Annotated in this window: 17 protein-coding genes and 1 pseudogene; 10 read left to right on the top strand and 8 right to left on the bottom strand. The window is 73.8% G+C overall.

From position 1 onward, the window contains the following. Positions 1–299: 299 nt before the first annotated feature. A complete protein-coding gene (locus ACSNN7_RS23840; protein ID WP_436683165.1) occupies positions 300–842 on the top strand; it encodes a phosphatase PAP2 family protein in 543 nt (180 codons plus the stop codon). Positions 843–858: 16 nt separating this feature from the next. On the opposite strand, the gene ACSNN7_RS23835 is transcribed toward ACSNN7_RS23840, so the two are convergent. Genes ACSNN7_RS23835 through ACSNN7_RS23825 form a run of 3 tightly spaced genes read right to left on the bottom strand, consistent with a single transcriptional unit; the run spans position 859 to position 5,656 of the window. Next, entirely contained in the window at positions 859–2,085 is a 1,227-nt protein-coding gene (locus tag ACSNN7_RS23835; protein ID WP_436683164.1) for a hypothetical protein, read from the bottom strand. 53 nt (positions 2,086–2,138) lie between these two features. Next, complete coding sequence (locus tag ACSNN7_RS23830) at positions 2,139–3,797, bottom strand: GTPase (RefSeq protein ID WP_436683166.1); 1,659 nt, start codon at positions 3,795–3,797, stop codon at positions 2,139–2,141. 17 nt (positions 3,798–3,814) lie between these two features. Then, positions 3,815–5,656: an ABC transporter gene (locus ACSNN7_RS23825; protein WP_436683163.1), complete on the bottom strand. Its 1,842-nt coding sequence runs from the start codon at positions 5,654–5,656 to the stop codon at positions 3,815–3,817. Positions 5,657–5,864: 208 nt separating this feature from the next. On the opposite strand from ACSNN7_RS23825, the gene dnaK reads away from it, so the two are divergent. The 5 genes and pseudogenes from dnaK (at position 5,865) to ACSNN7_RS23800 (ending at position 10,527) form a co-directional block, all read left to right on the top strand. After that, positions 5,865–7,718, top strand: a complete 1,854-nt coding sequence (gene dnaK, locus ACSNN7_RS23820) for a molecular chaperone DnaK (protein ID WP_436683162.1) — start codon at positions 5,865–5,867, stop codon at positions 7,716–7,718. A 48-nt stretch (positions 7,719–7,766) separates the two neighbouring features. Next, positions 7,767–8,459: pseudogene (gene grpE, locus ACSNN7_RS23815) on the top strand (nucleotide exchange factor GrpE); the annotation flags it as partial. A gap of 31 nt (positions 8,460–8,490) precedes the next feature. Then, the gene (gene dnaJ, locus ACSNN7_RS23810; protein WP_436683161.1) at positions 8,491–9,681 is read left to right on the top strand and encodes a molecular chaperone DnaJ; all 1,191 of its coding nucleotides are present in this window, start codon (positions 8,491–8,493) and stop codon (positions 9,679–9,681) included. A gap of 29 nt (positions 9,682–9,710) precedes the next feature. Then, positions 9,711–10,151 (top strand): heat shock protein transcriptional repressor HspR, encoded by a 441-nt coding sequence (locus tag ACSNN7_RS23805; protein WP_436683160.1) that lies wholly within the window; start codon positions 9,711–9,713, stop codon positions 10,149–10,151. A 166-nt stretch (positions 10,152–10,317) separates the two neighbouring features. Further along, on the top strand, positions 10,318–10,527 hold the full coding sequence (locus ACSNN7_RS23800) for a hypothetical protein (protein WP_436683159.1): 210 nt from the start codon (positions 10,318–10,320) through the stop codon (positions 10,525–10,527). A gap of 60 nt (positions 10,528–10,587) precedes the next feature. On the opposite strand, the gene ACSNN7_RS23795 is transcribed toward ACSNN7_RS23800, so the two are convergent. Next, the gene (locus tag ACSNN7_RS23795; protein WP_436683158.1) at positions 10,588–12,711 is read right to left on the bottom strand and encodes an MMPL family transporter; all 2,124 of its coding nucleotides are present in this window, start codon (positions 12,709–12,711) and stop codon (positions 10,588–10,590) included. A gap of 73 nt (positions 12,712–12,784) precedes the next feature. On the opposite strand from ACSNN7_RS23795, the gene ACSNN7_RS23790 reads away from it, so the two are divergent. Next, positions 12,785–13,420, top strand: a complete 636-nt coding sequence (locus ACSNN7_RS23790; RefSeq protein WP_436683157.1) for a TetR/AcrR family transcriptional regulator — start codon at positions 12,785–12,787, stop codon at positions 13,418–13,420. A 42-nt stretch (positions 13,421–13,462) separates the two neighbouring features. Here ACSNN7_RS23790 and ACSNN7_RS23785 read toward each other — a convergent pair whose 3' ends face one another. The 3 genes from ACSNN7_RS23785 to ACSNN7_RS23775 form a co-directional block, all read right to left on the bottom strand. Next, a complete protein-coding gene (locus ACSNN7_RS23785) occupies positions 13,463–13,894 on the bottom strand; it encodes a hypothetical protein (protein WP_436683156.1) in 432 nt (143 codons plus the stop codon). A 172-nt stretch (positions 13,895–14,066) separates the two neighbouring features. After that, the gene (locus ACSNN7_RS23780; protein WP_436683155.1) at positions 14,067–15,272 is read right to left on the bottom strand and encodes a cation:proton antiporter; all 1,206 of its coding nucleotides are present in this window, start codon (positions 15,270–15,272) and stop codon (positions 14,067–14,069) included. Positions 15,273–15,277: 5 nt separating this feature from the next. After that, on the bottom strand, positions 15,278–15,778 hold the full coding sequence (locus tag ACSNN7_RS23775) for a cation:proton antiporter regulatory subunit (RefSeq protein WP_436683154.1): 501 nt from the start codon (positions 15,776–15,778) through the stop codon (positions 15,278–15,280). Between the two features lie 32 nt (positions 15,779–15,810). On the opposite strand from ACSNN7_RS23775, the gene ACSNN7_RS23770 reads away from it, so the two are divergent. Beyond that, positions 15,811–16,905 carry a hypothetical protein gene (locus tag ACSNN7_RS23770; RefSeq protein ID WP_436683153.1) on the top strand — a complete coding sequence of 365 codons (1,095 nt, stop codon included), beginning with the start codon at positions 15,811–15,813 and terminating at the stop codon, positions 16,903–16,905. Positions 16,906–16,989: 84 nt separating this feature from the next. Here ACSNN7_RS23770 and ACSNN7_RS23765 read toward each other — a convergent pair whose 3' ends face one another. Beyond that, positions 16,990–18,126: an epoxide hydrolase family protein gene (locus ACSNN7_RS23765; RefSeq protein ID WP_436683152.1), complete on the bottom strand. Its 1,137-nt coding sequence runs from the start codon at positions 18,124–18,126 to the stop codon at positions 16,990–16,992. An 82-nt stretch (positions 18,127–18,208) separates the two neighbouring features. Between ACSNN7_RS23765 and ACSNN7_RS23760 the strand changes: the two genes are divergently transcribed. Together ACSNN7_RS23760 and clpB are read left to right on the top strand one after the other, a co-directional pair. Then, entirely contained in the window at positions 18,209–18,847 is a 639-nt protein-coding gene (locus tag ACSNN7_RS23760; RefSeq protein ID WP_436683151.1) for a TetR/AcrR family transcriptional regulator, read from the top strand. Positions 18,848–18,932: 85 nt separating this feature from the next. Continuing rightward, positions 18,933–21,524 carry an ATP-dependent chaperone ClpB gene (clpB, locus tag ACSNN7_RS23755; protein ID WP_436683150.1) on the top strand — a complete coding sequence of 864 codons (2,592 nt, stop codon included), beginning with the start codon at positions 18,933–18,935 and terminating at the stop codon, positions 21,522–21,524. The last annotated feature ends 68 nt before the right edge of the window (positions 21,525–21,592 follow it).

Here is a 21,592-nt window from a genome sequence, read left to right as displayed (position 1 = left end):
AGGCGGCCAGGGCCGGCAGCGGCGCGGCGGCCAGCATCCGGGGACCGAAGGTCAGCGCCAGCACCACCACCGCGCCGACCAGCCACGACACCCCCGAACCGAGCGGTACGGTGACGGGCGACGCCGGCTGAGCGGAGCCATGGGCCCGCGCCGGCGCAACCGGTCCGGCGCGGGACCGGTCGGGACTGATCGGGGACGGGGCGCTGGGCGGGGTCGACGGGGACGGTGACGACGATGGACGCCGCCCCGTCGCCGTACCGCCCGGAGCCCTGACCCGGCTGGCCCGCCTGCTCACCGAGGTGACCGCCCCCGCCGTGCTGGTCACCCTGCTGACCCTGGTGCTCGGCTGGCACGTCGCCGGTGGCGTGCACGGGCTCGGCTGGGCGCTGCTCGCCACGGTCTTCGCCAGCGGCATCCCGTTCGCGTACATCCTCGGCGGGGTGCGGCGCGGGCACCTCACCGACCACCACGTCGGCGTGCGCGAGCAGCGCCGCGTACCCCTGCTCTTCGGGCTGGCCTCGGCCACCGCCGGCCTGGCGCTGCTCGCGGCGCTCGGTGCCCCCCGGCCGATGCTCGCCCTGGTCGCGGCCGGGGTGGTCGGCCTGGTGGTGGCGGTGACCGTCAGCCACTGGTGGAAGATGTCGATCCACACCGCGGTGGCGGCCGGCGCGGTGGTGGTGCTGGCGCTGACCTTCGGTCCCCGGATGCTGGCCGCCGCGCCGCTGCCGGCCCTGGCCGCCTGGTCCCGGGTACGGCTACGGGACCACACCGTCGCGCAGGTGGTCGTCGGTGGCGTGGTCGGCGGTCTGGTCGCCGGCCTGGTCTACGCCGCGCTGAGCTGAGCGCGGCGCGACCGCATCAGGCGGTGTCGTCGCCGAGGCACTGGCGGTTGGCCTCGATCCAGGCGTCCAGCGCGGCCGGGTCGTCCGGGTCCACGCCGTCCGCCATCAGCTGCGCCACCGCGGCGGTGGCCGGGCTGCGCCGCTCGCCGGTGCTGTAGAGCCGGGCGAACTCCGGCACCAGCTCCTCGATCGCCTCGTCGGTCCGGGTGACGGCCGGCTCCGGCAGCCCGCGCCGGTGTCCCGCGTACGCCGCCCAGGCGCGCAGCACCCGGGGCAGCATCGCGGCGTCGTCCATGTCCAGCACGGCCCGGCGGTGCACCCAGTCCAGCAGGAACAACCCGGCCACCGCCGGGCTCCAGCGCAGCGGGTCGGCGTCCGGGAAGCTTGCCGCGTGGTCGAAGAGCAGGCCCAGGCAGAAGTGCAGCGAGGCCAGCTCGGCGTCGCCGTCCAGGGTGTCCAGGCCGAACCGGGCCGCCTCCGGCGACGCCAGGAAGACGCGCACCAGCTCGGTGCGCTCCTCGCCGGTGAGCGGCTCGGCGTCCCAGGTGAGGGTGTCGGCCGGCGCGCCGGGCAGCACCGCCAGCCGGGCGCCGACCAGGGCCCGGTCGGTGGCGAGTGAACCCTCGCCCGGCAGGCTCCCGAGGTCGTCGGTGACCGTCAGGTGCCGGCTCACCTCCCCGTGCATCCGGGCCGGGTCCTCCTCGCGGAACCAGGTCAGGTCGTCGGTGGCGCACATCTGCCGGACCTGTTCGAGGATCCGCTCCGCCGGGCCGCCGACGAAGACGTCCTTGGTGATCCCGATGTTGTGGTCGACGAGCGCCACCAGGGCGTGGTCGGGGCCGCCCGTCGCGTCGTCGTAGGCGAAGGTGGCGAGGTAGGAGGTCTGGTCGCCGTACACGTCGCCGTACGACCAGGCGCCGGTGAGGTGGACCCGGCCGAGCTGGCCGGACCAGGCCGGGGCCTGGGCGCCGGGGCGGACCTTCGCCGCGCCCTCGGCGTCGGGCACCAGCGCGGCGAAGACCGAGCGGATGGTGGTCGCGGCGGCGGTCCGGCGGCGGGCGGTGGCGGCCAGGAAGCCGGAGACGAACTCCCGGACGGCCCGCTCCCGGTCGGTCTCGGCGATCGCGTAGACGCTGCCCAGCAGCGCGGCGCCGAGCATCTCGGCGTCGAGGGCGGTGTCCAGCCTCGTCACGTCGCGGGCGGCGTGCAGCACCGCGTCGTAGGGGGTCTGTGGCGTGGCCATGGTCCGACCCTACGCCGCTGCGGCGGCCGGGACACCCGGCGCGTGGGCGCCCTTCATCGAGTGGCGTCGCGCAGCGCGTCCCGGGCCTGCCCGTAACGGTCGAGGACGGCCCGCACCGGGCTGCGGACGTACGCCTCGCCGACCTCGGCCACCGCGGCGGTGAGGCGCTTCTCGGCTCGCTGTCGGGCCCGGCGGGCCGCCCAGCGGACCACCGGCCGGGTCACCGCGGCCACCAGCAGCCCGGCGAGCAGGCCACCGAGCAGCAGCAGGGTCGGCAGCTGCACCTCGCCCACCCGCGGGTTGTCCAGGGCGGGCAGCCCGAGCGCGCGCAACGCGTAGCCGAGCACCAGCCAGCCGAGCCCGACCAGCGCGGCGAAGGTGACCAGCCACTGGACGCCACCGACGAGCCGCCACCAGAGCGGCCGGCGGTCCATGCCCAGGTCGGTGCCGGCGACCGCGCGGTCCAGCGCGTCCGGCAGGTCGTCGAGGCGGGACCGGGCGGCCGTGGTGACCGCCTCCGGCCAGGGCGCGGGCAGGTCGGCGCCGCAGCGGTCGGCGACCGCGCGGACGGCCAACCCGAGGGCGGACCGTTGGGCGGCGGTCGGGTCGGGGACCGAGGTCGCGGCGACCAGGCTCTCCTCCGGCTGGTCGGTGGCGGCCGGACCGGGCAGGTGCAGCCGACGCAGCGGATCCGGCCGCAGCTTGCGCCAGCCCCGCACCACCGGCCAGCCGGTCGTCGAGCCGGCCCGGTGCCGGTACGCCCCCTGGACCGCGTCGGCCACCGCCGGCACCCCGGCCGCGCCGGCCAGGGCGCGGTCCAGCGAGCGGGTGGTGTCGTCGTCCGGAACGTCGCGGGGCACGTCGGCGGCGACCAGTTCGCCCAGCCCTGCCACGACGCCGTCCACGTCGCCGGAGAGCCGGCGCAGGGCGGCCTGCCGCTCGGCGACCGCCCGCTCCAGCGCCTCCCGCAGCCCGGTCATGCCGGCCTGGTCGATCGCCGTCGTGGCCAGCAGCGGCACGCCGTCCAGCCCGTCGGCGTCGAGCAGCCGGCGCAGGTCGTCGAGGACCCGGGGCAGCTCGGTCGCCGACAGCCGGTCGGCCTGGTTGAGCACGACCAGGGTCACGTCCCGGTGCCGGTGGAACTCGCGCAGGTAGCTGGTGTGGATCACCCGGTCGGCGTACTTCTGCGGGTCGACCACCCAGACCACCAGGTCGACCAGGCCGAGCAGCCGGTCCACCTCCAGCCGGTGCGACCGCTGCACCGAGTCGAAGTCGGGCAGGTCGAGCAGGACCAGACCGTGCAGGCCGGTCTCGTCGTCGGCGTCCAGCGCGCTCTCCCGGACGAACCGGTGCCGGGGCAGCACCCCGACCCAGTCGAGCAGCCGGGTGGCGCCGTCCAGCGGGCCCCAGACGCAGGCGTGCGCCACGCCGGTGGTCGGGCGGCGCACCCCGACCGGGGAGAGGTCCAGCCGGGCCAGCGCGTTGAACAGGCTCGACTTGCCGCTGCCGGTGGCGCCGGCGAGCGCCACCACGGTGTGGTCCCGGGAGAGCGCCAGCCGGGTGCCGGCCCGCTCGACCAGGGTGTGCGCGGTGACCAGGCGGGAGTCCGGCACCTGGCCGTCCACCGCGGTGAGGAACCGGCGGACCGCGTCCAGGCGGGCCACCAGGTCGTCGGCGTCCACCCGCTGGTCGCCCCGGAACGCCTCGCGCATCCGGCCGACGATGCCCGTCACCGGCGGCCACCGTTCGGGGTGGGCAGAGCGCCGTCGCCGTCGCCGTCGGCCAGACCGCTGCGGTGCCGGGCCACCTCGACCCGGCCGGCGGCCCGGCGCAGCTCGGCCCCGGCGTCCGCGCCGGGCCGGGCCTCGCCGGTGCGGGTCAGGTAGCGGGCCGCCTCCTCGTCCAGCAGCGCCCGGACCCGGTCCAGCAGGTCGGCCCGGGCCTTGTTGGCGAGGGTACGCACGGCCTGGTCGCCGAAGATGGCCTGGAGCACGGCCTGCGCGGCGACGGTGGTGCCGGCCCCGGTCGCCACCTCCAGGCCGGTAGGGATGAACGCGGTCGAGGCGAAGACGGCGATCATGACGGCGAGGCCGGTGGCGTTGACCGCGTACGCGGCGGTGCGGGCCACGAAGCGCTTGTCACCTCCCTCGGTCTTGACCAGTTCGAGCACCCCGCGCTGCCAGTCCCGGACCAGCCGTTCGGCCCGTTCGGAGAAGTCGTCGGAGGGGTGGGCCAGCCCCGGTTCGAGCAGCGCCGCCCCGGCCGGGTGCGCCTTCCATGCGGTGTACGCGTGCTCGGCCGCCTCGGACGACACCCCGCGCAGCAGGGTGACCAGCTGGGACTCGATGGCGTTGCGCAGCTCGCTGGCTCCGGTGGCGGGACGCCCGGTCATCGCGGCGACCACCCGGTCGCGCAGCCGGCCGATCCGCGCCTCCAGCGTGCGGAAGAACTCGCCGGTGCCGACGAACTCCTGCCAGCGGGCCAGCACCTCGCCACGGAGCAGCCGGCCGTCCTTGAGCCCCTCCGCCACGCTGCGGTGCGCCCCCCGGTACGCCGCCCGCACCCGCTCGTCGAGCGCGTCGACGGCGGCGACCTGTTCGTCGGCCGCCTCGGCGAGCGCCTCGACGGTCGGGTGCAGCGAGGCGAGGGCGCCGTCCAGGGTCTGCCGGACCACCGCCGCCCGGGCCTCGGCGTCGGCGGCCAGCCGGGCGAACCAGGCGCTCAGCGGCGCGGTGACCTTGTCCGGCAGCAGGCCCTGGCCGTCGACCCAGGTCTCGGGCAGGACGAAGAGCGGCGCGGCGCCGAGATTCTGGGCGGCGAGCATCTCCGACAGGTGGGCGGCGATCTCGTCGGCGGCCTCCGGCGGCACCCGGTCCAGCACCAGCGCGATGGCCGCGCCCCGGGACCGGGCGCTGCGCAGCAGCTCCCAGGGGACCGCGTCGGCGTACCGGGCGGCGGTGGTGACGAAGAGCCAGAGGTCGGCGGCGGCCAGCAGCTGGCCGGCGAGGGCCCGGTTGGCGTCGACCACCGAGTCGATGTCGGGGGCGTCGAGGAAGGCCAGCCCGGCGGGGAGCGCGGGCGCGGTGACCAGGTGCAGGGTGCGCGGGTCCTCGCTCGGCTCGGTGGTGCGGGTGAGGCCGGGCAGGAGCTCGCCCTGGCGGAACCAGGCAGAGTCGGCCGGGTTGCAGACCAGCACCGGGGAGCGGGTGGTCGGGCGGAGCACCCCGGCGGCGCTCACCCGGGCCTGCACCAGGCTGTTGACCAGGGTCGACTTGCCGGCGCCGGTGGAGCCGCCGACCACCACCAGCAGTGGCGCGTCGAGCCGGGCCAGCCGGGGCAGCAGGTAGTCGTCGAGCTGGTCGGTCAGCGCCGAGGCGGTACGCCGGGCCGGCTCGGCCGACGGCAGGGTCAACGGGAAGCTCGCAGCGCCGATCGCCGCCCGCAGCGCGGTCAGCGCGGCCGGAAGGCCGTCGGCGGTGTCGGGGGACGCCTCGGCGGCGTCCGGCGACCCGGTGCGGGCGGCGACGGTGGGCGCGCCGGACCGGGTGGCGGGATCGCCGTTCGTCGTCACCGCTAAAGCGTGCCCGACCGATGCAAGGGAAGACAACCGGACGGTAATAACGGTCGGGTTGCGTCGGGTCGGCTCAACCCCGACTTGCGGTTTGCCAGCGGCATGGCACTATTGAGTCAAGTTCACTCAACTTGTGGTGCGGTCGCTGCGGGCGACCCGCCGGGCAGGCACCTGACCTGCCTCAACGTTACGAAGCGAGGAAGCGAAGATGGCACGTGCGGTCGGTATCGACCTCGGCACGACGAACTCCTGCGTCAGCGTTCTCGAGGGCGGTGAGCCCACCGTCATCGCCAACGCTGAGGGCTCGCGGACGACCCCGTCGATCGTCGCGTTCGCCCGCAACGGCGAGGTGCTCGTCGGTGAGGTCGCCAAGCGCCAGGCGGTGACCAACCCGGACCGGACCATCCGGTCGGTCAAGCGGGAGATCGGCACCAACTGGTCCGTCGACATCGACGGCAAGAAGTACACCCCGCAGGAGATCTCGGCGCGGACGCTGATGAAGCTCAAGCGGGACGCCGAGGCGTACCTGGGCGAGCAGATCACCGACGCGGTGATCACCGTCCCCGCCTACTTCAACGACGGTCAGCGCCAGGCCACCAAGGAGGCCGGTGAGATCGCCGGCTTCAACGTGCTGCGGATCGTGAACGAGCCGACCGCGGCCGCCCTGGCGTACGGGCTGGACAAGGGCTCCAAGGAGCAGACCGTCCTGGTCTTCGACCTGGGTGGCGGCACCTTCGACGTGTCGCTGCTGGAGCTGGCCGAGGGCGTCATCGAGGTCAAGTCGACCAGCGGTGACAACCACCTCGGTGGCGACGACTGGGACCAGCGCATCATCGACCACCTGGTGAAGACCTTCCGTGGCGAGCACGGCATCGACCTGGGCCAGGACAAGATGGCCCTGCAGCGGCTCCGTGAGGCCGCCGAGAAGGCCAAGATCGAGCTCTCGGCCGCCACCACCACCAACATCAACCTGCCGTACATCACCGCCGGCTCGGCCGGCCCGCTGCACCTGGACGTGACGCTCAGCCGCGCCGAGTTCCAGCGGATGACGCAGGACCTGCTGGACCGCTGCAAGGGCCCGTTCGAGCAGGCCGTGAAGGACGCCGGGATCAAGGTCTCCGACGTCGACCACGTCATCCTGGTCGGCGGCTCGACCCGGATGCCGGCCGTGACCGACCTGGTCAAGCAGCTCACCGGCCGGGACCCCAACAAGGGCGTCAACCCGGACGAGGTCGTCGCCGTCGGCGCCGCCCTCCAGGCCGGTGTGCTCAAGGGTGAGGTCAAGGACGTCCTGCTGCTCGACGTGACCCCGCTGAGCCTGGGCATCGAGACCAAGGGCGGCATCTTCACCAAGCTGATCGAGCGCAACACCACCATCCCGACCAAGCGCTCCGAGGTCTTCACCACGGCGGACGACAACCAGCCGTCGGTGCTGATCCAGGTCTTCCAGGGCGAGCGGGAGATCGCGGCGTACAACAAGAAGCTCGGCACCTTCGAGCTGACCGGCCTCCCGCCGGCGCCGCGCGGCGTGCCGCAGATCGAGGTCACGTTCGACATCGACGCCAACGGCATCGTGAACGTGCACGCGAAGGACCTGGGCACCGGCAAGGAGCAGAAGATGACGATCACCGGCGGCTCCTCGCTGCCGAAGGACGACATCGAGCGGATGCGCCGGGACGCCGAGGAGCACGCCGACGACGACAAGCGCCGGCGCGAGGAGGCGGAGACCCGCAACCTGGCCGAGGCGCTCCAGTGGCAGACCGAGAAGTTCCTCGCCGAGAGCGGCGACAAGCTGCCCAGCGAGAACCGCGACCAGATCAACGAGGCCCTCGGCGAGCTGCGCGGTGCGCTCGGCGGCCAGGACATCGAGAAGATCAAGTCGGCTCACGAGCGGCTGGCGCAGGTCTCCCAGCAGGCCGGTTCGCTGCTCTACTCGCAGCAGGCCGAGCAGGGCGAGCAGCCCGGCGCGGCGGGCCCGGGCGCGGGTGCCACCGGTGGCCCGCAGGCCGGCGGCGCGGACGACGTGGTCGACGCGGAGATCGTGGACGAGGACAAGAAGTGACGCTGCGTCCCCGCCACGGACTCACTGCACAGGGATCGAGGTAGTCGCATGACGGAGAAGCCACGAGCCGCCGACCCGAGCTCCACCGGGTCGACGCCGGGTGGCTCCGCGCCCGCCGAGCCGGCCACCGGCGACGGGCCGCGGGTCGTCATCCGTAACAACCGCAAGATCGGCAAGACCGAGGAGGCGCCCGCCGCGGCCGACGCCGGGGCGGACGTCCCGGCCGAGGGCCTGGTCGAGGAGGCCGAGGTCGTGGTCGACGAGATCGAGGTCGAGACGGTCGGCGGTCCGGCGCCGGTCGGCCCGCCCGTGGTGGACGCCCCCGCGCAGCCGGTCGACGGCGGCGCGGCGGGCTCCCCGCTCGGTGCGGAGTTGGAGGCCCTCCGGGCCGAGCTCGACGAGCGGACCCGGGACCTGCAGCGGGTGTCGGCGGAGTACGCCAACTACCGCAAGCGGGTCGACCGCGACCGCGGTCTGGTCCAGGAGCAGGCGACCGGCTCGGTGCTCGCCGCGCTGCTGCCGATCCTGGACGACCTGGACCGGGCCCGGGAACACGGCGACCTGGTCGGGCCGTTCGGCACGGTGGCCGAGCAGCTCACCACCGCGTTGGGCAAGTTCGGGCTGACTCCCTTCGGGGAGCAGGGCGACCCGTTCGACCCGACCCGGCACGAGGCGGTCGCGCACCAGACCTCGGCCGACGTGGACGAGCCGACCTGCGTCCAGGTGATGCGTCGGGGCTACCGGGCCACATCAGGCGGAAGGGGGTGGACCGGTGAGTTCCAAGGACTGGATCGAGAAGGACTACTACGCCATGCTCGGCGTGCAGAAGTCCGCCTCCTCGGACGAGATCAAGAAGGCGTACCGGAAGCTGGCCCGGGAGTCGCACCCGGACCACAACCCGGGCGATCCGAAGGCCGAGGAGCGGTTCAAGGCCGTCTCCGAGGCGTACGCGGTGCTCGGCGACGAGGCCAAGCGCCGCGAGTACGACGAGATGCGCTCGCTGTTCGGCTCGGGCGCGTTCCGGCGGGGCGCCCGCGGGGCCGGGCAGCCCGGCGGGGTGCCGTTCGACGTCTCCGACCTTTTCGGCGGCGCCGGCGCCGGTGGCGCGGACACCCGGTTCGGCGGTGGTGGCTTCACCGACCTGTTCAGCTCGATCTTCTCCGGCGGTGGGGGGGCCGGTGGTCCGGCGCGTCCCCGTGGCCCGGCCCGGGGCCGGGACGTGGAGACCGAGGTGGCGCTCGACTTCGACGACGCGGTACGCGGGGTTACCGTCCCGCTGACGCTGCGCGCTCCCGGGGTCTGCGACACCTGCCACGGCGACGGCGCGAAGCCGGGCACCCGGCCGAAGGCCTGCCCGGTCTGCCACGGCGCCGGGGTGACCACCCGCAACCAGGGCTCGTTCAGCTTCTCCGAGCCGTGCCGCACCTGCCAGGGCGTGGGCACCGTGGTCGAGGAGAAGTGCCCGGAGTGCCAGGGCACCGGCGGGGTCACCAAGACCCGCACGCTGAACGTGCGCTTCCCCGCCGGGGTGGCCGACGGCCAGCGGATCAGGCTGGCCGGGCGGGGCGAGCCGGGTGACCGCGGCGGCCCGGCCGGTGACCTGTTCGTGCAGGTGAAGGTCCGCCCCGACGAGCTGTTCGGGCGTACCGGGGACGACCTCACCCTGACCGTGCCGATCACCTTCGCCGAGGCGGTGCTCGGTACCGACCTGCGGGTGCCCACCCTCGACGGCGCGGTGACCCTGCGGGTGCCGCCGGGTACGCCGTCCGGTCGGGTGTTGCGGGCCCGGGGCAAGGGCGTGGTCCGGCGCGACGGCCGGGCCGGTGACCTGCTGGTCACGCTGGACGTGGTGGTGCCGGCGACGGTGTCGGACGAGGCGCGGGCGACGCTGGAGTCGTTCGCCGAGCAGACTCCGCCGGCGGCTCGGGAACATCTTGACGCGCGGGTGCGTCGGGTCGGTTGACCGGTTGATCGGGTGCGGAGGTGAGCGGGATGTCGGGCGAGTTCGTCGGTTCGGGTGACCCTGCCTACGAGGCCAAGGTGCTGATGATCTCGGTCGCGGCGCGGATGGCGGGGATGCACCCCCAGACCCTGCGCCAGTACGACCGGCTGGGCCTGGTGCAGGCCGGCCGGGCGGCCGGCGGTGGGCGCCGCTACAGCGTGCGCGACGTGGTGCTGCTGCGCGAGGTGCAGCGGCTCAGCCAGGACGACGGCATCAACCTGGCCGGGGTGAAGCGGATCATCGGCCTGGAGCGCCTGCTGGAGCAGGCGCAGCAGCGGGTGGCCCGGTTGGAGGCGGAACTGGACGCGGCGTACCGGCGGATCGCCGAGTTGGAGTCGCTGGCCAGCTTCCCCCGTGGCGACCTGGTGCCGACCAACCGCACCTCGACCGCGCTGGTCGTCTGGCGTCCCCGCCGTACGCCCGACCGCTGACTGCTGCCGCGCCCGCCTCTGGTGGTCGGGCGCGCCCGTTTTCGCCGTGCCGGCAGTGGGCCACCACTGCCGGTTCCCCGGTTCTCCGGCGGCGATCCGGACCCTTGCGTTAGCCTCGAATCAGGTCCAACCAACTCAATCCGGACCCCGATGGCGGGGGGAAGCCATGACGGAATCGGCGAAGCGGGTTGCCGAGCAGGCGGAGGCCCGGCTCGACGAGGTGGCCGAGAACGTCCGGCGGAGATTCGACCGGGTCACCAAGGGCGGTTTCTCAGAGGCGATCAGGGACGGCAGGTTCAGCGACCAGGTCGACCACGGCGTCGACCAGGGGCGCGACGAGGCCAGACGCCGGAAGCAGGGTGGGTCGGAACGCTGACGATCCGCCGACGTGCGGGCCGGGACCCACGGGGGGTCCCGGCCCGTTCGCCGTTGGTGGTCAGGCGAGGGTCGAGGGGGAGCGCCGGAGCGGCCACCAGGCCCGGTGCCCGAGCATCCCGAGGACCGCCGGCGCCAGCACCACCCGGATCACGGTCGCGTCCACCAGCACCGCCGTGGCCAGCCCGATCCCGATCATCTTCACCAGGGTGTCGTCGATGGCGGCGAAGCTGACGAAGACCGCCGCCATGATGGTCGCCGCCGCCGTGATCACCCGGCCGGTGCCGGCCAGCCCGGCCACGACCGAACCGTGCGGGTCGCCGGTGCGGCGGTACTCCTCCTGCACCGAGGCGAGCAGGAACACCTCGTAGTCCATGGACAGCCCGAAGAGGATCGCGAACAGCAGCATCGGCACCACCGACATGATCGGTACCGGCCGGTCGACCCCGAGCAGGGACAGGCCCCAACCCCACTGGAAGACCGCCACCAGTACGCCGTACGCCGCGCCGATGGAGAGCAGTGCCATCACCGCAGCCTTCAGCGCGATCAGTGGGGCCCGGAACATCGCCAGCAGCAGCAGACCGGCGGCCAGCACCACGCCGAGCACCACCCAGGGCAGCCGGGCGGTGACCGCGTCGGCCATGTCGATCATGTACGCGGTCTGGCCACCGACCGCCACCTGCGCCCCGTCCGGCGCCGCCGCGCCGACGGTCTGCCGGATCCGGTGCACCAGGTCGCTGACCTGCTGGTCCTGCGGCGCGTGCCGGGGTACCACGGTGAGCAGCGCGAGCGTGCCGTCGGGGCTGCGTACCGGCGGGGTGGCCAGGGCGACCTCGGGGTCGGCGGCGAGCGCTCCGGTCAGCCGGGCGAGTGAGTCGTCGGTCGGGCGGGTCACTGCCAGCACCAGCGGGGCGTTCCAGCCCGGTCCGAGTTCCCGCTGCACGGTGTCGTACGCCCGCCGCTGCGGCCACCGGTCCGGCTGGTTCCCGTCGTCGGGCGTGCCGAGTCGCAGCGTCAGCAGCGGCGCCGCCAGCCCCAGCAGCACGATCGCGGCGCCCACCCCGTATGCGACCCGCCGCCGGTCCACCCGCCGGCCCCACCGCACCCACCACCCGCCACGGGCGGCCGGGTCGACCAGGGGGTTCGCGGCGGTAGCCGGACGCAGGCGCGGCAGCGGCCAGTGGTTGACGCGCGGTCCGAGGAGGCCGAGGAGAGCGGGAAGGAGGGTGAGGGCGGCGAGCATCATGGCGGTGACCGTCAGCGCGGCGGCGATCCCCATCGCACCGACGAACGGGATGCCGGTGAAGAGCAGCCCGAGGATGGCGACCACGACGGTCGCCCCGGCGAAGAGGACGGCGTGACCGGCCGTGGCGACCGCCCGTCCGGCGGCGGCTACCGGCGCCAGCCCGTCGGCGAGGTGCGCGCGGTAGCGGGTGACGACGAAGAGCGCGTAGTCGATGCCGGCGCCCAGGCCGAGCATCACCGCCACGATCGGTGCGGCGCTGGGAATCTCGGTCAGCGAACTCGCGATCAGGACGAGCGCGGTGCCGACCACCAGCCCGGCGAGGGCGACCAGGACCGGCAGCCCGGCGGCGACCACCGAGCCGAACGCCACCAGCAGCACCAGCAGGGCGACGCCGAGACCGACCGCCTCGGCCGGGCCGGTGCGGGGTTCGAACGCCAGGTCGACGACGAGCCCCCGGAAGGTCACCTCCACGCCCCGGGCCCTGGCCTGCTCCGCCGCCGCGTCGAGCCGGTGGTACGCCTCCGGCCCGAGGTCGCCGAGTTCCGGGCCGTACCGGACGGTGCCGATGGCGGTGCGCCCGTCCGGGCTGAGGACCCCCTGACCGGCGAGCGGGTCCTCGACGGTGGTGACTCCCGGCTGGCGGCGGACGACTGCGGTCATCGCCGCGATCGCCGCTCGGCGGTCGGCGGCCCGCAGATCCCCGTCGGGGCTGTGCCAGACCACCTCGGCGCCGGCCGACCCGTACTCCGGGAAGGCCGCTCGGGCCAGGTCCGCGGCCTGCTGCGACTCGGCACCCGGGATCCGGAAGTCGTTGACGAAGCGACCGCCGCCCGCCTGCGCCAGACCGAGCAGGGCGGTGGCGGCCAGCAACCAGAGAGCGAGGGTGCGCCACGGGTGGCCGGCGGTGGCCCGGCCGAGCCGGTCGAGGATGCGTTCCATGACGACAGAAAACCACAGTGAGTGCAAAACTGCAATGAGTGAAGAAAAGCGCGGGGTGCAGTAATCTGTCGGCATGACGACGGGTCCGGGGCTGCGGGAGCGCAAGAAGGAACGCACGCGCCAGGCGTTGATCACGACGGCGTTGGCGCTCTTCGAGGAACGCGGGTACGACGAGACGACGATCGCCGACATCGCGGCCGGGGCCGACGTGTCGGCCCGCACCTTCTTCAGCTACTTCCCCAGCAAGGAGGAGATCCTCTTCGCGGACACCGAGGACCGGCTGGCGTTGGCCTTCGCCGTCATCGACCAGCGGGGCCCGGAGGACGCCCCCGTCGACGTCCTGGTGCGCGCGATGGCCGCCGTCTTCGAGCGCGCCGAACACTTCGGCCAGGTCTTCGACCGGGCGGTGCCGGTGCGGCTGCGCATGGTCTTCTCGGTGCCGGCCGTGCAGGGCATGGCGCTGCAACGGCTGCTCTCCGCCCAGCAGCGGCTGGCGGCCCGGCTGCACGCGGCGTTCCCCGACCGGCTCGACCGGGTCGAGGCGGCCGCCGTGGTCGGCGCGCTGGTCGGCGCCGTGGTCAACACCATGCTCTCGCTGGTGCAGGCGCCGGAGCAGGTCGACGAGCTGTTCGCCGGCGACCCCGGGCCGGTGCTGGCGCAACTGCGCCGCGCGGTCGAGATCGCCGTGAACGGCATCGGCGCGAGCTGAGGCGGCGCGAGGGCGGGGGCGCCGCGGCGACCCGGCGGCGATCTAGCCGATCCGGCGGTTCTCCCGGACCAGGCCGCCCTCGCACCAGTCGTGGTACACGAAGAGGTCCGGCCGGGCCAGCAGCACGCGGCTGTTGTGCGCCCAGTTGCGCATCAGCTCGTCGCCCTCCCGCTCGGCCTGCTCCACCAGCTTGCGGAAGCGGCGCTTCGGGTGGGCGCGGAAGTTCGTCCGGATGCCGTCCGCCGCGTAGATGTAGAGGCAGTGCAGGGCGAACCGGCGGGCCGGGCAGGCCGGGTCCATCGCCAGGTCGAAGAGGGTGAGCACCAGGTGGTCGCCGGCGACGAGCAGGTCCCAGTCGGGCGGCATCGAGGCCAGCGGCACCGAGTCCGGGTGATAGGCCCAGGCCCGCAACTCCGCCGGCGACGGGTCGACGGGGTTGGCGAAGCCGTGAAACGTCGAATCCTGCACGCTCACCGGCAACCTTCCGCTCGCGCCCGCGGGGCGCACCGGCCACCCGCGGACCCCTGGCTTGCTGGGGCAGAACGGTAACCGTCACCGGTGGCCCGGCGGAAGAGCTTGTCGGGAGCAATTCGACAACGGCCGGACCGGCCGGGTCGTCCGTACGGCCGACCCGGCCGGGGCACGGTCAGTCGGTGGTCGGTACCGGTTCGGGCCGGCGGATCGCGGCGCGCCGCCGCAGCCAGACCTTGAACCACCCCATGTCGGGCAGCCGCGCCAGCATCGGCCCGGTCACCACCGTGATCAGCACGTACGCCGTGGCGAGCGCCGCCAGCCGCGGCTCGACGGTGCCGGCGGCGACGGCCAGGCCGGCGATGACGATGGAGAACTCCCCGCGCGGCATCAGCGCGAAGCCGGCCCGCCAGCGACCGGGCTCGGCGATGCCCGCCCGGCGCGCCGCCAGGTAGCCGGTGAGCAGCTTCGTCCCCATCGTCACCACGGCCAGGGCCAGCGCCGGCAGCAGCACCGGCGGGATGTCCCGGGGGTCGGTGACCAGCCCGAAGAAGACGAAGAAGACCGCCGCGAAGAGGTCCCGCAGCGGGGAGAGCAGCTCGGTCGCGTGGTGCGCGACCGGCCCGGAGAGCGCGATGCCGACCAGGAACGCCCCCACCGCGGCCGACACCTGGAGCTTGGCCGCGACACCGGCGACCAGCAGGGTCAGCCCGAGCACGCCGAGCAGCAGCGCCTCCGGATCCTTGGCGGAGAGCGCCGCGGAGATCAGGTGGCCGTACCGGATGGCCACCACCAGGACGACGACCACGGTGAGCACCGCGATGCCGAGGGCGATGCCACCCTTGACCAGCCCGACGCCGGCCAGCAGCGCGGTGACCAGCGGCAGGTAGAGCGCCATGGCCAGGTCCTCGATGACCAGCACCGAGAGGATCACCGGGGTCTCCCGGTTACCGACCCGGCCCAGGTCGCCGAGGACCTTGGCGATCACCCCGGAGGACGAGATCCAGGTGATGCCGCCGAGCACCACGGCGGCCACCCAGTCCCAGCCGAGCAGCAGCGCGAAGGCGAAGCCGGGCAGCGCGTTGAGCAGGGCGTCGATCAGCCCGGCCGGCGCGGCCGAACGCAGGTTGCCGACCAGTTCGTTGGCGCTGTACTCCAGGCCCAGCATGACCAGCAGCAGGATGACGCCGATCTCCGCGCCGACGGCGAAGAACTCCTCGCTGGCGTTGAGGGGCAGCAGGCCGCCGTGGCCGAAGCCCAGGCCGGCGAGGAGATAGAGGGGGATCGGGGAGACCCCGAACCGCCGGCTGAGCCGGCCCAGGAGCCCGAGGAGCAGCAGCAGCGCGCCGACCTCGACGAGCAGTGTGGTGGTTTCGTGCATCCGCCTCAGCCGTCCGGGTCACTGTCGGCGAGGATGGCGGTCACTCCGTCGAGACCCTTGCGGGTACCGACCACGACCACCACGTCACCGGCCGCGAAGCGGAAGGTGGGATCGGGCGAGACGTTCACCTCGCCCTGGCGGAGCACCGCCACGATCGAGGCGCCGGTGCGGGTGCGTGCCTTGGTGTCGCCGAGCCGCTTGTTGACGTACTTCGAGCCCGCCGGGATGGCGATCTGCTCGGTGAGCAGGCCGGCCGCCTGCTCGCGCAGGCCGGAGAGCTGGCCGAGCATCAGCGACGCGCCGAGGATGTCGGCCAGCGCCTCCGCCTCGTCGTCGGTGAGCGGGATGTCCGCCTGGCAGGAGTCGGGATCGTCCGGGTCGTACAGGACGAGGTCACGACGGCCGTTGCGGTGGGAGACCACGCCCAGTCGCCGACCGGATTCCGTCACCAGATCGTGACGCACGCCGATCCCCGGTAGGGCAGTCTGTTCGACACGTACTCGCACCCGGGCAAGGCTACTCTCCCGAGGAGGCGGTCATGATCTGTCGAGTCGGCCGGGCGCTGGCCGCCCTGCTGGCCGTCCCGGCGCTGACGGCCTGCTCGGCGATCGGCGACGTCCGCCGCGACCCGCCGTCGGCCCCCGCGCCGCCGCCGGACTCCGCCGCGCCGGTGCCGACACCGCCGCCCGCCGGCTTCGACGAGGTACGCGCCGGCCGGGTCGCCGCCGCCGAGCGGTACGACGACCCGGTCGTGGAGTTCTCCGACGCCGCGCACGGCTGGGCGCTCTTCGCCGGCTGCGACGGTGGCCCGCCGGCCCGGAACTGCCCGACGCTGCTCTTCGCCACCCTCGACGGTGGGCGCTCCTGGCTGACGGTGCCCCATCCGCGACCGGTGGCCGACAACCAGCAGCTCTACACCGCACCCGGACTGGTGACGCTGCTGGCCGAGCCGCACGGCTGGTACACCTCGACCGACGGCGGCGCGAGCTTCGTGCGGAGCGACGGGGAGCCGCCGGCGTGGCGGGCCGCGCAGGGGCGGTTCCAGCTGATTGAGGCGACCGGCCGGGTGGGCGAGTGGGACGGTGCGGCGCTGCGCCCGCTGGCCGCCCAGCCAGCCGTGCCGGGGTTGAACACCGTCGCGTCCTCCGCCGACCTGGTGGTGGCGGCGGGGGTGGGAGACGAGGGCCCGAACGCGGCGGTCTCCACGGACCGGGGTCGGAGCTGGCAGCGGAGCCCGGTGCCGGCCCCCGACGGCACGGTCGCCGTCCTGCGGGCGACGGTCGCTCCGGACGGTCAGGTGTGGCTGGTGGGTGAGCGGTCCGACCGGATGGACTTCCCGGCGCTCTGGCGGTGGCAGGGGCGGTGGGAGTCGGTCCCGGCGCAGTCCTACCCCTCCCGGATCCGGTCGGTCGCTCCGATCGGATCCGGCCGGGTCGCGGTGACCGGCCCGTACGGGGCCGGGGTGGTGGCCGACGGCCGGTACACCCCGGTCGCCTGGCCGGTCGGCCCGGAGCATTATCTGACCACCCTCGCCGACGGCACCGTTTTCGCCCGCGGGCCGGGGGAAGTGGTGCTGGGCACCGGCGCCGGCATGGACCGGCGTTGGGTGCGGGTGGCCGTCGAGGGCGATTGACGGCGAGCGTTCCGCACCGGCTCGGTCCCGCGAGCGGGCGCGCCCGGCCGGGGATCCCCGACCGGGCGCCCGCCTGCCGCCGGCTCAGCGGAGCCCGGCGAAGAACTCCCGGATGTCGGCGACCAGCACGTCGGTCGCCTCGTGCGCGGCGTAATGCCCGCCCACGTCGCCCCGCCCCGCCACGTCGGCCCGGTACGCCGTCCAGCGCACGATGTTCCCGTGGTCCCGCTCGGCGAAGCGGCGGATCGACTGGAAGTCGCCGGGGAACATCGCCAGCGCGGTCGGGCTGGTCGTCGGTCCGGTCGGGTGTTCGGTGGTGTGCGCGTCCTCCCAGTAGAACCGGATCGACGAGGCCGCCGTGCCGGTGAGCCAGTAGATCGCCACGTTGGCGAGCACGAAGTCGGGGTCCAGGCTCCGATCGAAGAGCTGACCGTTCCAGGCGAGCAGCCCGATGGGCGAATCGGCCAGCGCGAAGGCCAGGGTCTGCGGCTGCTGACTCTGCACCTGGTTGAAGGAGAACTTGTTCTCGACGAACCACTGCAGGTGCGCGAGCGCCGCCTGGTCGGCCTCGGAGAGCCCCTGGAACTCGCTCGGGTCCCCGGAGGGGAACGAGAAGAGCTGGGTGACGTGGACGCCGAGCACGTGCTCGGCGTCGATGCGGCCGATCTCCGGCGAGATCATCGATCCGGCGTCGTTGCCGACCGCGCCGTAGCGGTCGTAACCGAGCCGGGCCATCAGCTCCGCCCACGCGCGGGCGGTGCGGTACCGGTTCCAGCCGGGGCTGCGGGTGGGCCCGGAGAAGCCGAAGCCCGGCAGCGACGGGATGACCAGGTGGAACGCCGGCGCCGTGGGGTCGGTGGGTTCGGTGAGCGGGGCGATCACGTCCAGGTACTCCACCACCGAGCCAGGCCAGCCGTGGGTAAGCACGAGCGGGGTGGCGTCGGTGCGGGAGGACCGGACGTGCAGGAAGTGGATGTCCTCGCCGTCGATCTCGGTGACGAACTGCGGGTGAGCGTTCAGCCGTGTCTCCAGGGCCCGCCAGTCGAACTTCTCCAGCCAGTACGTCACCAACTCGCGGACCCGGTCGGTGGGCGTGCCGTACGCGTCGCCGACGCCCGAGAGTTCCCCGGGCCAGACGGCCCGGCGGAGCCGGTCGGCGAGGTCGTCCAGGGCGGTCTGCGGGACGTCGATGTGGAACGGGCGGATGACGGTGCCGGACATGCGCTGCTCCTCAGAACGGAATGTTTCGTTCCGCTTTACGGTAGCAGAGCGGAACGATCCGTTCCACTGCTATCCTCGACCTATGCCGAACCCGACGACCGCGCCGCTGGCCGGAAGGCGCGCGCAGGCGGCGCGCAACGACGCGGTGATCCTGGAGGCCGCCCGCGCGGTCTTCCTCGCCGACCCGAAAGCGCCGATCGCCGCGGTCGCCGAGCGCGCCGGCGTGGGAATCAGCGCCCTCTACCGGCGGTACGCCGGCAAGGAGGACCTGCTGCGCAAGCTCTGTCACGACGGCCTGCGGCGGTACATCGAGGCGGCCGAGGAGGCGGCCGGCGACCCGGACGACTGGGCCGCCTTCGCCGGCTTCCTGGAACGGGTGGTCGATGCCGACGTGCACTCGCTGACCGTGCACCTGGCCGGCACCTTCACCCCGACGCCCGAGATGGGGCGGGACGCGGCGCGGGCGAACGAGCTCACCGCGGGGTTGGTGGAGCGGGCGCGGGGCGCCGGTCGGCTCCGGCCCGACCTGGTGGTGCAGGACGTCGGGCTGCTGCTGGAGGGCTGCGCGGCGATCCGCGTACCCGATCCGGACCGGACCCGGCAGTTGCGCCGGCGGCAGCTCGCGGTGCTGCTGGCCGGCCTCGCCGTCACCGACCCCCCGCTGCCGGGCCCGCCGCCCGCCGCCGGAGAGTTCGACTGGCGGTGGCGGCGGGCCGAGTGACCCGGGTCACAAGTCCGGAGTTGAGCGGAATACGCTCAACTCTGGTGTCGTCCTTACTGCTGGACACGCCGATCCAGGGGAGCCCATGAACACGGAACGTCTCACCACCAAGAGCCGCGAAACCATCACCGGTGCCGTCGCGCTGGCGAACCAGCGCGGCCACGCCACCGTGGAGCCCTGGCACCTGCTGCTGGCCCTGCTGGACACCGACGGCTCGACCGCCGCCGGCCTGCTGCGCGCCGTCGGGGCCGACCCGGCCGAGCTGCGCCGGGTCACCCAGCGCGCGATCGACGCGCTGCCCGCCGCCCGGGGCTCCAGCATCGCCGAGCCCACGCTGGCCCGCGAGTTCGTCAACGCCATCGGCGCCGCCGAGCAGATCGCCCGGCCGCTGGGCGACGAGTACACCTCGACCGAGCACCTGCTGGCCGGCCTGGCCCGGGTCGGTGGCGCGGTCTCCGGCGCGCTGAAGGCCGTCGGGGCCACCGAGGAGAACCTGGTGGCCGCCTTCCCGACCGTCCGCGGCGGTGACCGCCGGGTCACCACCGCCGACCCCGAGCAGACCTACCAGGCCCTGGCCAAGTACGGCGTCGACCTGACCGCCAGTGCCCGCGACGGCAAGATCGACCCGGTGATCGGCCGGGACTCGGAGATCCGCCGGGTGATCCAGGTGCTCTCCCGCCGGACCAAGAACAACCCGGTGCTGATCGGTGAGCCGGGCGTCGGCAAGACGGCGATCGTCGAGGGCCTGGCCCAGCGGATCGTCGCCGGTGACGTGCCCGAGTCGCTGCGGGACAAGAAGCTGGTCTCGCTCGACCTCGGCGCGATGGTCGCCGGCGCGCAGTACCGGGGCCAGTTCGAGGAGCGGCTGAAGTCCGTCCTGGAGGAGATCAAGAACTCGAACGGCCAGGTCATCACCTTCCTCGACGAGCTGCACACCGTCGTCGGCGCGGGCAAGGGCGAGGGCTCGATGGACGCCGGCAACATGCTCAAGCCGATGCTGGCCCGCGGCGAACTGCGGATGGTCGGCGCGACCACCCTCGACGAGTACCGCGAGCACATCGAGAAGGACCCGGCGCTGGAGCGCCGCTTCCAGCCGGTGCTGGTGGGCGAGCCGACCATCGAGGACACCATCGGCATCCTGCGCGGCCTCAAGGAGCGCTACGAGGTCCACCACGGCGTACGGATCACCGACGCCGCGCTGGTCGCCGCCGCCGCCCTCTCCGACCGCTACATCACCGACCGGTTCCTGCCCGACAAGGCGATCGACCTGGTCGACGAGTCGGCCTCCCGGCTCCGTATGGAGATCGACTCCCGGCCGGTCGAGGTGGACGAGATCGAGCGGGCGGTCCGCCGGCTGGAGATCGAGGAGATGGCGCTGGCCAAGGAGCCGGACGCCGCCTCCGCCGAGCGGCTGGAGCGGCTGCGCAAGGAGCTGGCCGACAAGCGGGAGCAGCTCACCGCGCTCTCCGAGCGCTGGCAAACCGAGAAGAGCCACATCACCAAGCTCTCCACCGCCAAGGAGGAGCTGGAGCGGCTCGGCGGCGAGGCCGAGCGGGCCGAGCGGGACGGCGAGCTGGAACGCGCCGCCGAGCTGCGCTACGGCCGCATCCCGGCCCTCAAGGCCGAGCTCGCCACGGCCGAGGAGGAGCTGGCCCGGCTCCAGGCCGACGGCGCGATGCTCAAGGAGGAGGTCGGTGCGGACGACATCGCCGCCGTGGTCGCCTCCTGGACCGGCATCCCCGCCGGTCGGCTGCTGGAGGGGGAGACCGCCAAGCTGCTCCGGATGGAGGAGTCGCTGGGCTCCCGGGTGGTCGGCCAGGCCGAGGCGGTCGGTGCGGTCTCCGACGCGGTCCGCCGGGCCCGGGCCGGCGTCGCCGACCCGGACCGCCCGACCGGCAGCTTCCTCTTCCTCGGCCCGACCGGTGTCGGCAAGACCGAGCTGGCCAAGGCGCTCGCCGAGTTCCTCTTCGACGACGAGCGGGCCATGGTCCGCATCGACATGAGCGAGTACGGCGAGAAGCACTCCGTCGCCCGTCTGGTCGGCGCCCCGCCCGGGTACGTCGGCTACGAGGAGGGCGGCCAGCTCACCGAGGCGGTGCGCCGCCGGCCGTACTCGGTGATCCTGCTGGACGAGGTCGAGAAGGCCCACCCGGACGTCTTCGACATCCTGCTCCAGGTGCTCGACGACGGTCGGCTCACCGACGGCCAGGGCCGCACGGTGGACTTCCGCAACGCGATCCTGATCCTCACCTCCAACCTCGGGTCGTCGGTGATCAGCGACCTGACGCTGGCCGAGGAGCAGCGCCGCGAGGGCGTGCTCGCGGTGGTCCGCTCGCACTTCAAGCCGGAGTTCCTCAACCGCCTCGACGACATCGTGGTCTTCGCCGCGCTGCGCGGCGACGATTTGCGCTCCATCGTCGACATCCAGCTCGGCCGGATGCGGCGGCGGCTCGCCGACCGCCGGCTCGGCCTGGAGATCACCGAGGCGGCCCGTGGGTGGCTCGCCGAGCACGGGTACGACCCGATCTACGGCGCGCGCCCGCTGCGCCGCCTGGTCCAGACCGCCATCGGCGACCAGCTGGCCCGGGCCCTGCTGGCAGGGGCGATCCGCGACGGCGACACCGTCAAGGTCGACCTCGCCGACACCAAGGACGCCCTCACGGTCACCTCGGCCTGACCCACCACCCGGGAGCCCAGCGACTCCTCCATCCGGAGCAGCTTGGCGGTCTCCCCCTCCAGCAGCCG

The organism is Micromonospora sp. URMC 105, assembly GCF_051386295.1.
In the GTDB taxonomy this organism is placed as follows: domain Bacteria; phylum Actinomycetota; class Actinomycetes; order Mycobacteriales; family Micromonosporaceae; genus Micromonospora.
Note: the sequence above shows the minus strand (reverse complement) of the source record. Positions and strands in the feature narration are given on the sequence as shown.

Bases quoted from the DNA above. Each gene is read 5' to 3' on its own strand.
- ACSNN7_RS23835 (WP_436683164.1), bottom strand. From the start codon at position 2,085: ATGGCCACGCCACAGACCCCCTACGACGCGGTGCTGCACGCCGCCCGC.
- ACSNN7_RS23830 (WP_436683166.1), bottom strand. From the start codon at position 3,797: ATGCGCGAGGCGTTCCGGGGCGACCAGCGGGTGGACGCCGACGACCTG.
- dnaK (WP_436683162.1), top strand. From the start codon at position 5,865: ATGGCACGTGCGGTCGGTATCGACCTCGGCACGACGAACTCCTGCGTC.
- ACSNN7_RS23805 (WP_436683160.1), top strand. From the start codon at position 9,711: ATGTCGGGCGAGTTCGTCGGTTCGGGTGACCCTGCCTACGAGGCCAAG.
- ACSNN7_RS23800 (WP_436683159.1), top strand. From the start codon at position 10,318: ATGACGGAATCGGCGAAGCGGGTTGCCGAGCAGGCGGAGGCCCGGCTC.
- ACSNN7_RS23795 (WP_436683158.1), bottom strand. From the start codon at position 12,711: ATGGAACGCATCCTCGACCGGCTCGGCCGGGCCACCGCCGGCCACCCG.
- ACSNN7_RS23790 (WP_436683157.1), top strand. From the start codon at position 12,785: ATGACGACGGGTCCGGGGCTGCGGGAGCGCAAGAAGGAACGCACGCGC.
- ACSNN7_RS23780 (WP_436683155.1), bottom strand. From the start codon at position 15,272: ATGCACGAAACCACCACACTGCTCGTCGAGGTCGGCGCGCTGCTGCTG.
- ACSNN7_RS23770 (WP_436683153.1), top strand. From the start codon at position 15,811: ATGATCTGTCGAGTCGGCCGGGCGCTGGCCGCCCTGCTGGCCGTCCCG.
- ACSNN7_RS23765 (WP_436683152.1), bottom strand. From the start codon at position 18,126: ATGTCCGGCACCGTCATCCGCCCGTTCCACATCGACGTCCCGCAGACC.
- ACSNN7_RS23760 (WP_436683151.1), top strand. From the start codon at position 18,209: ATGCCGAACCCGACGACCGCGCCGCTGGCCGGAAGGCGCGCGCAGGCG.
- clpB (WP_436683150.1), top strand. From the start codon at position 18,933: ATGAACACGGAACGTCTCACCACCAAGAGCCGCGAAACCATCACCGGT.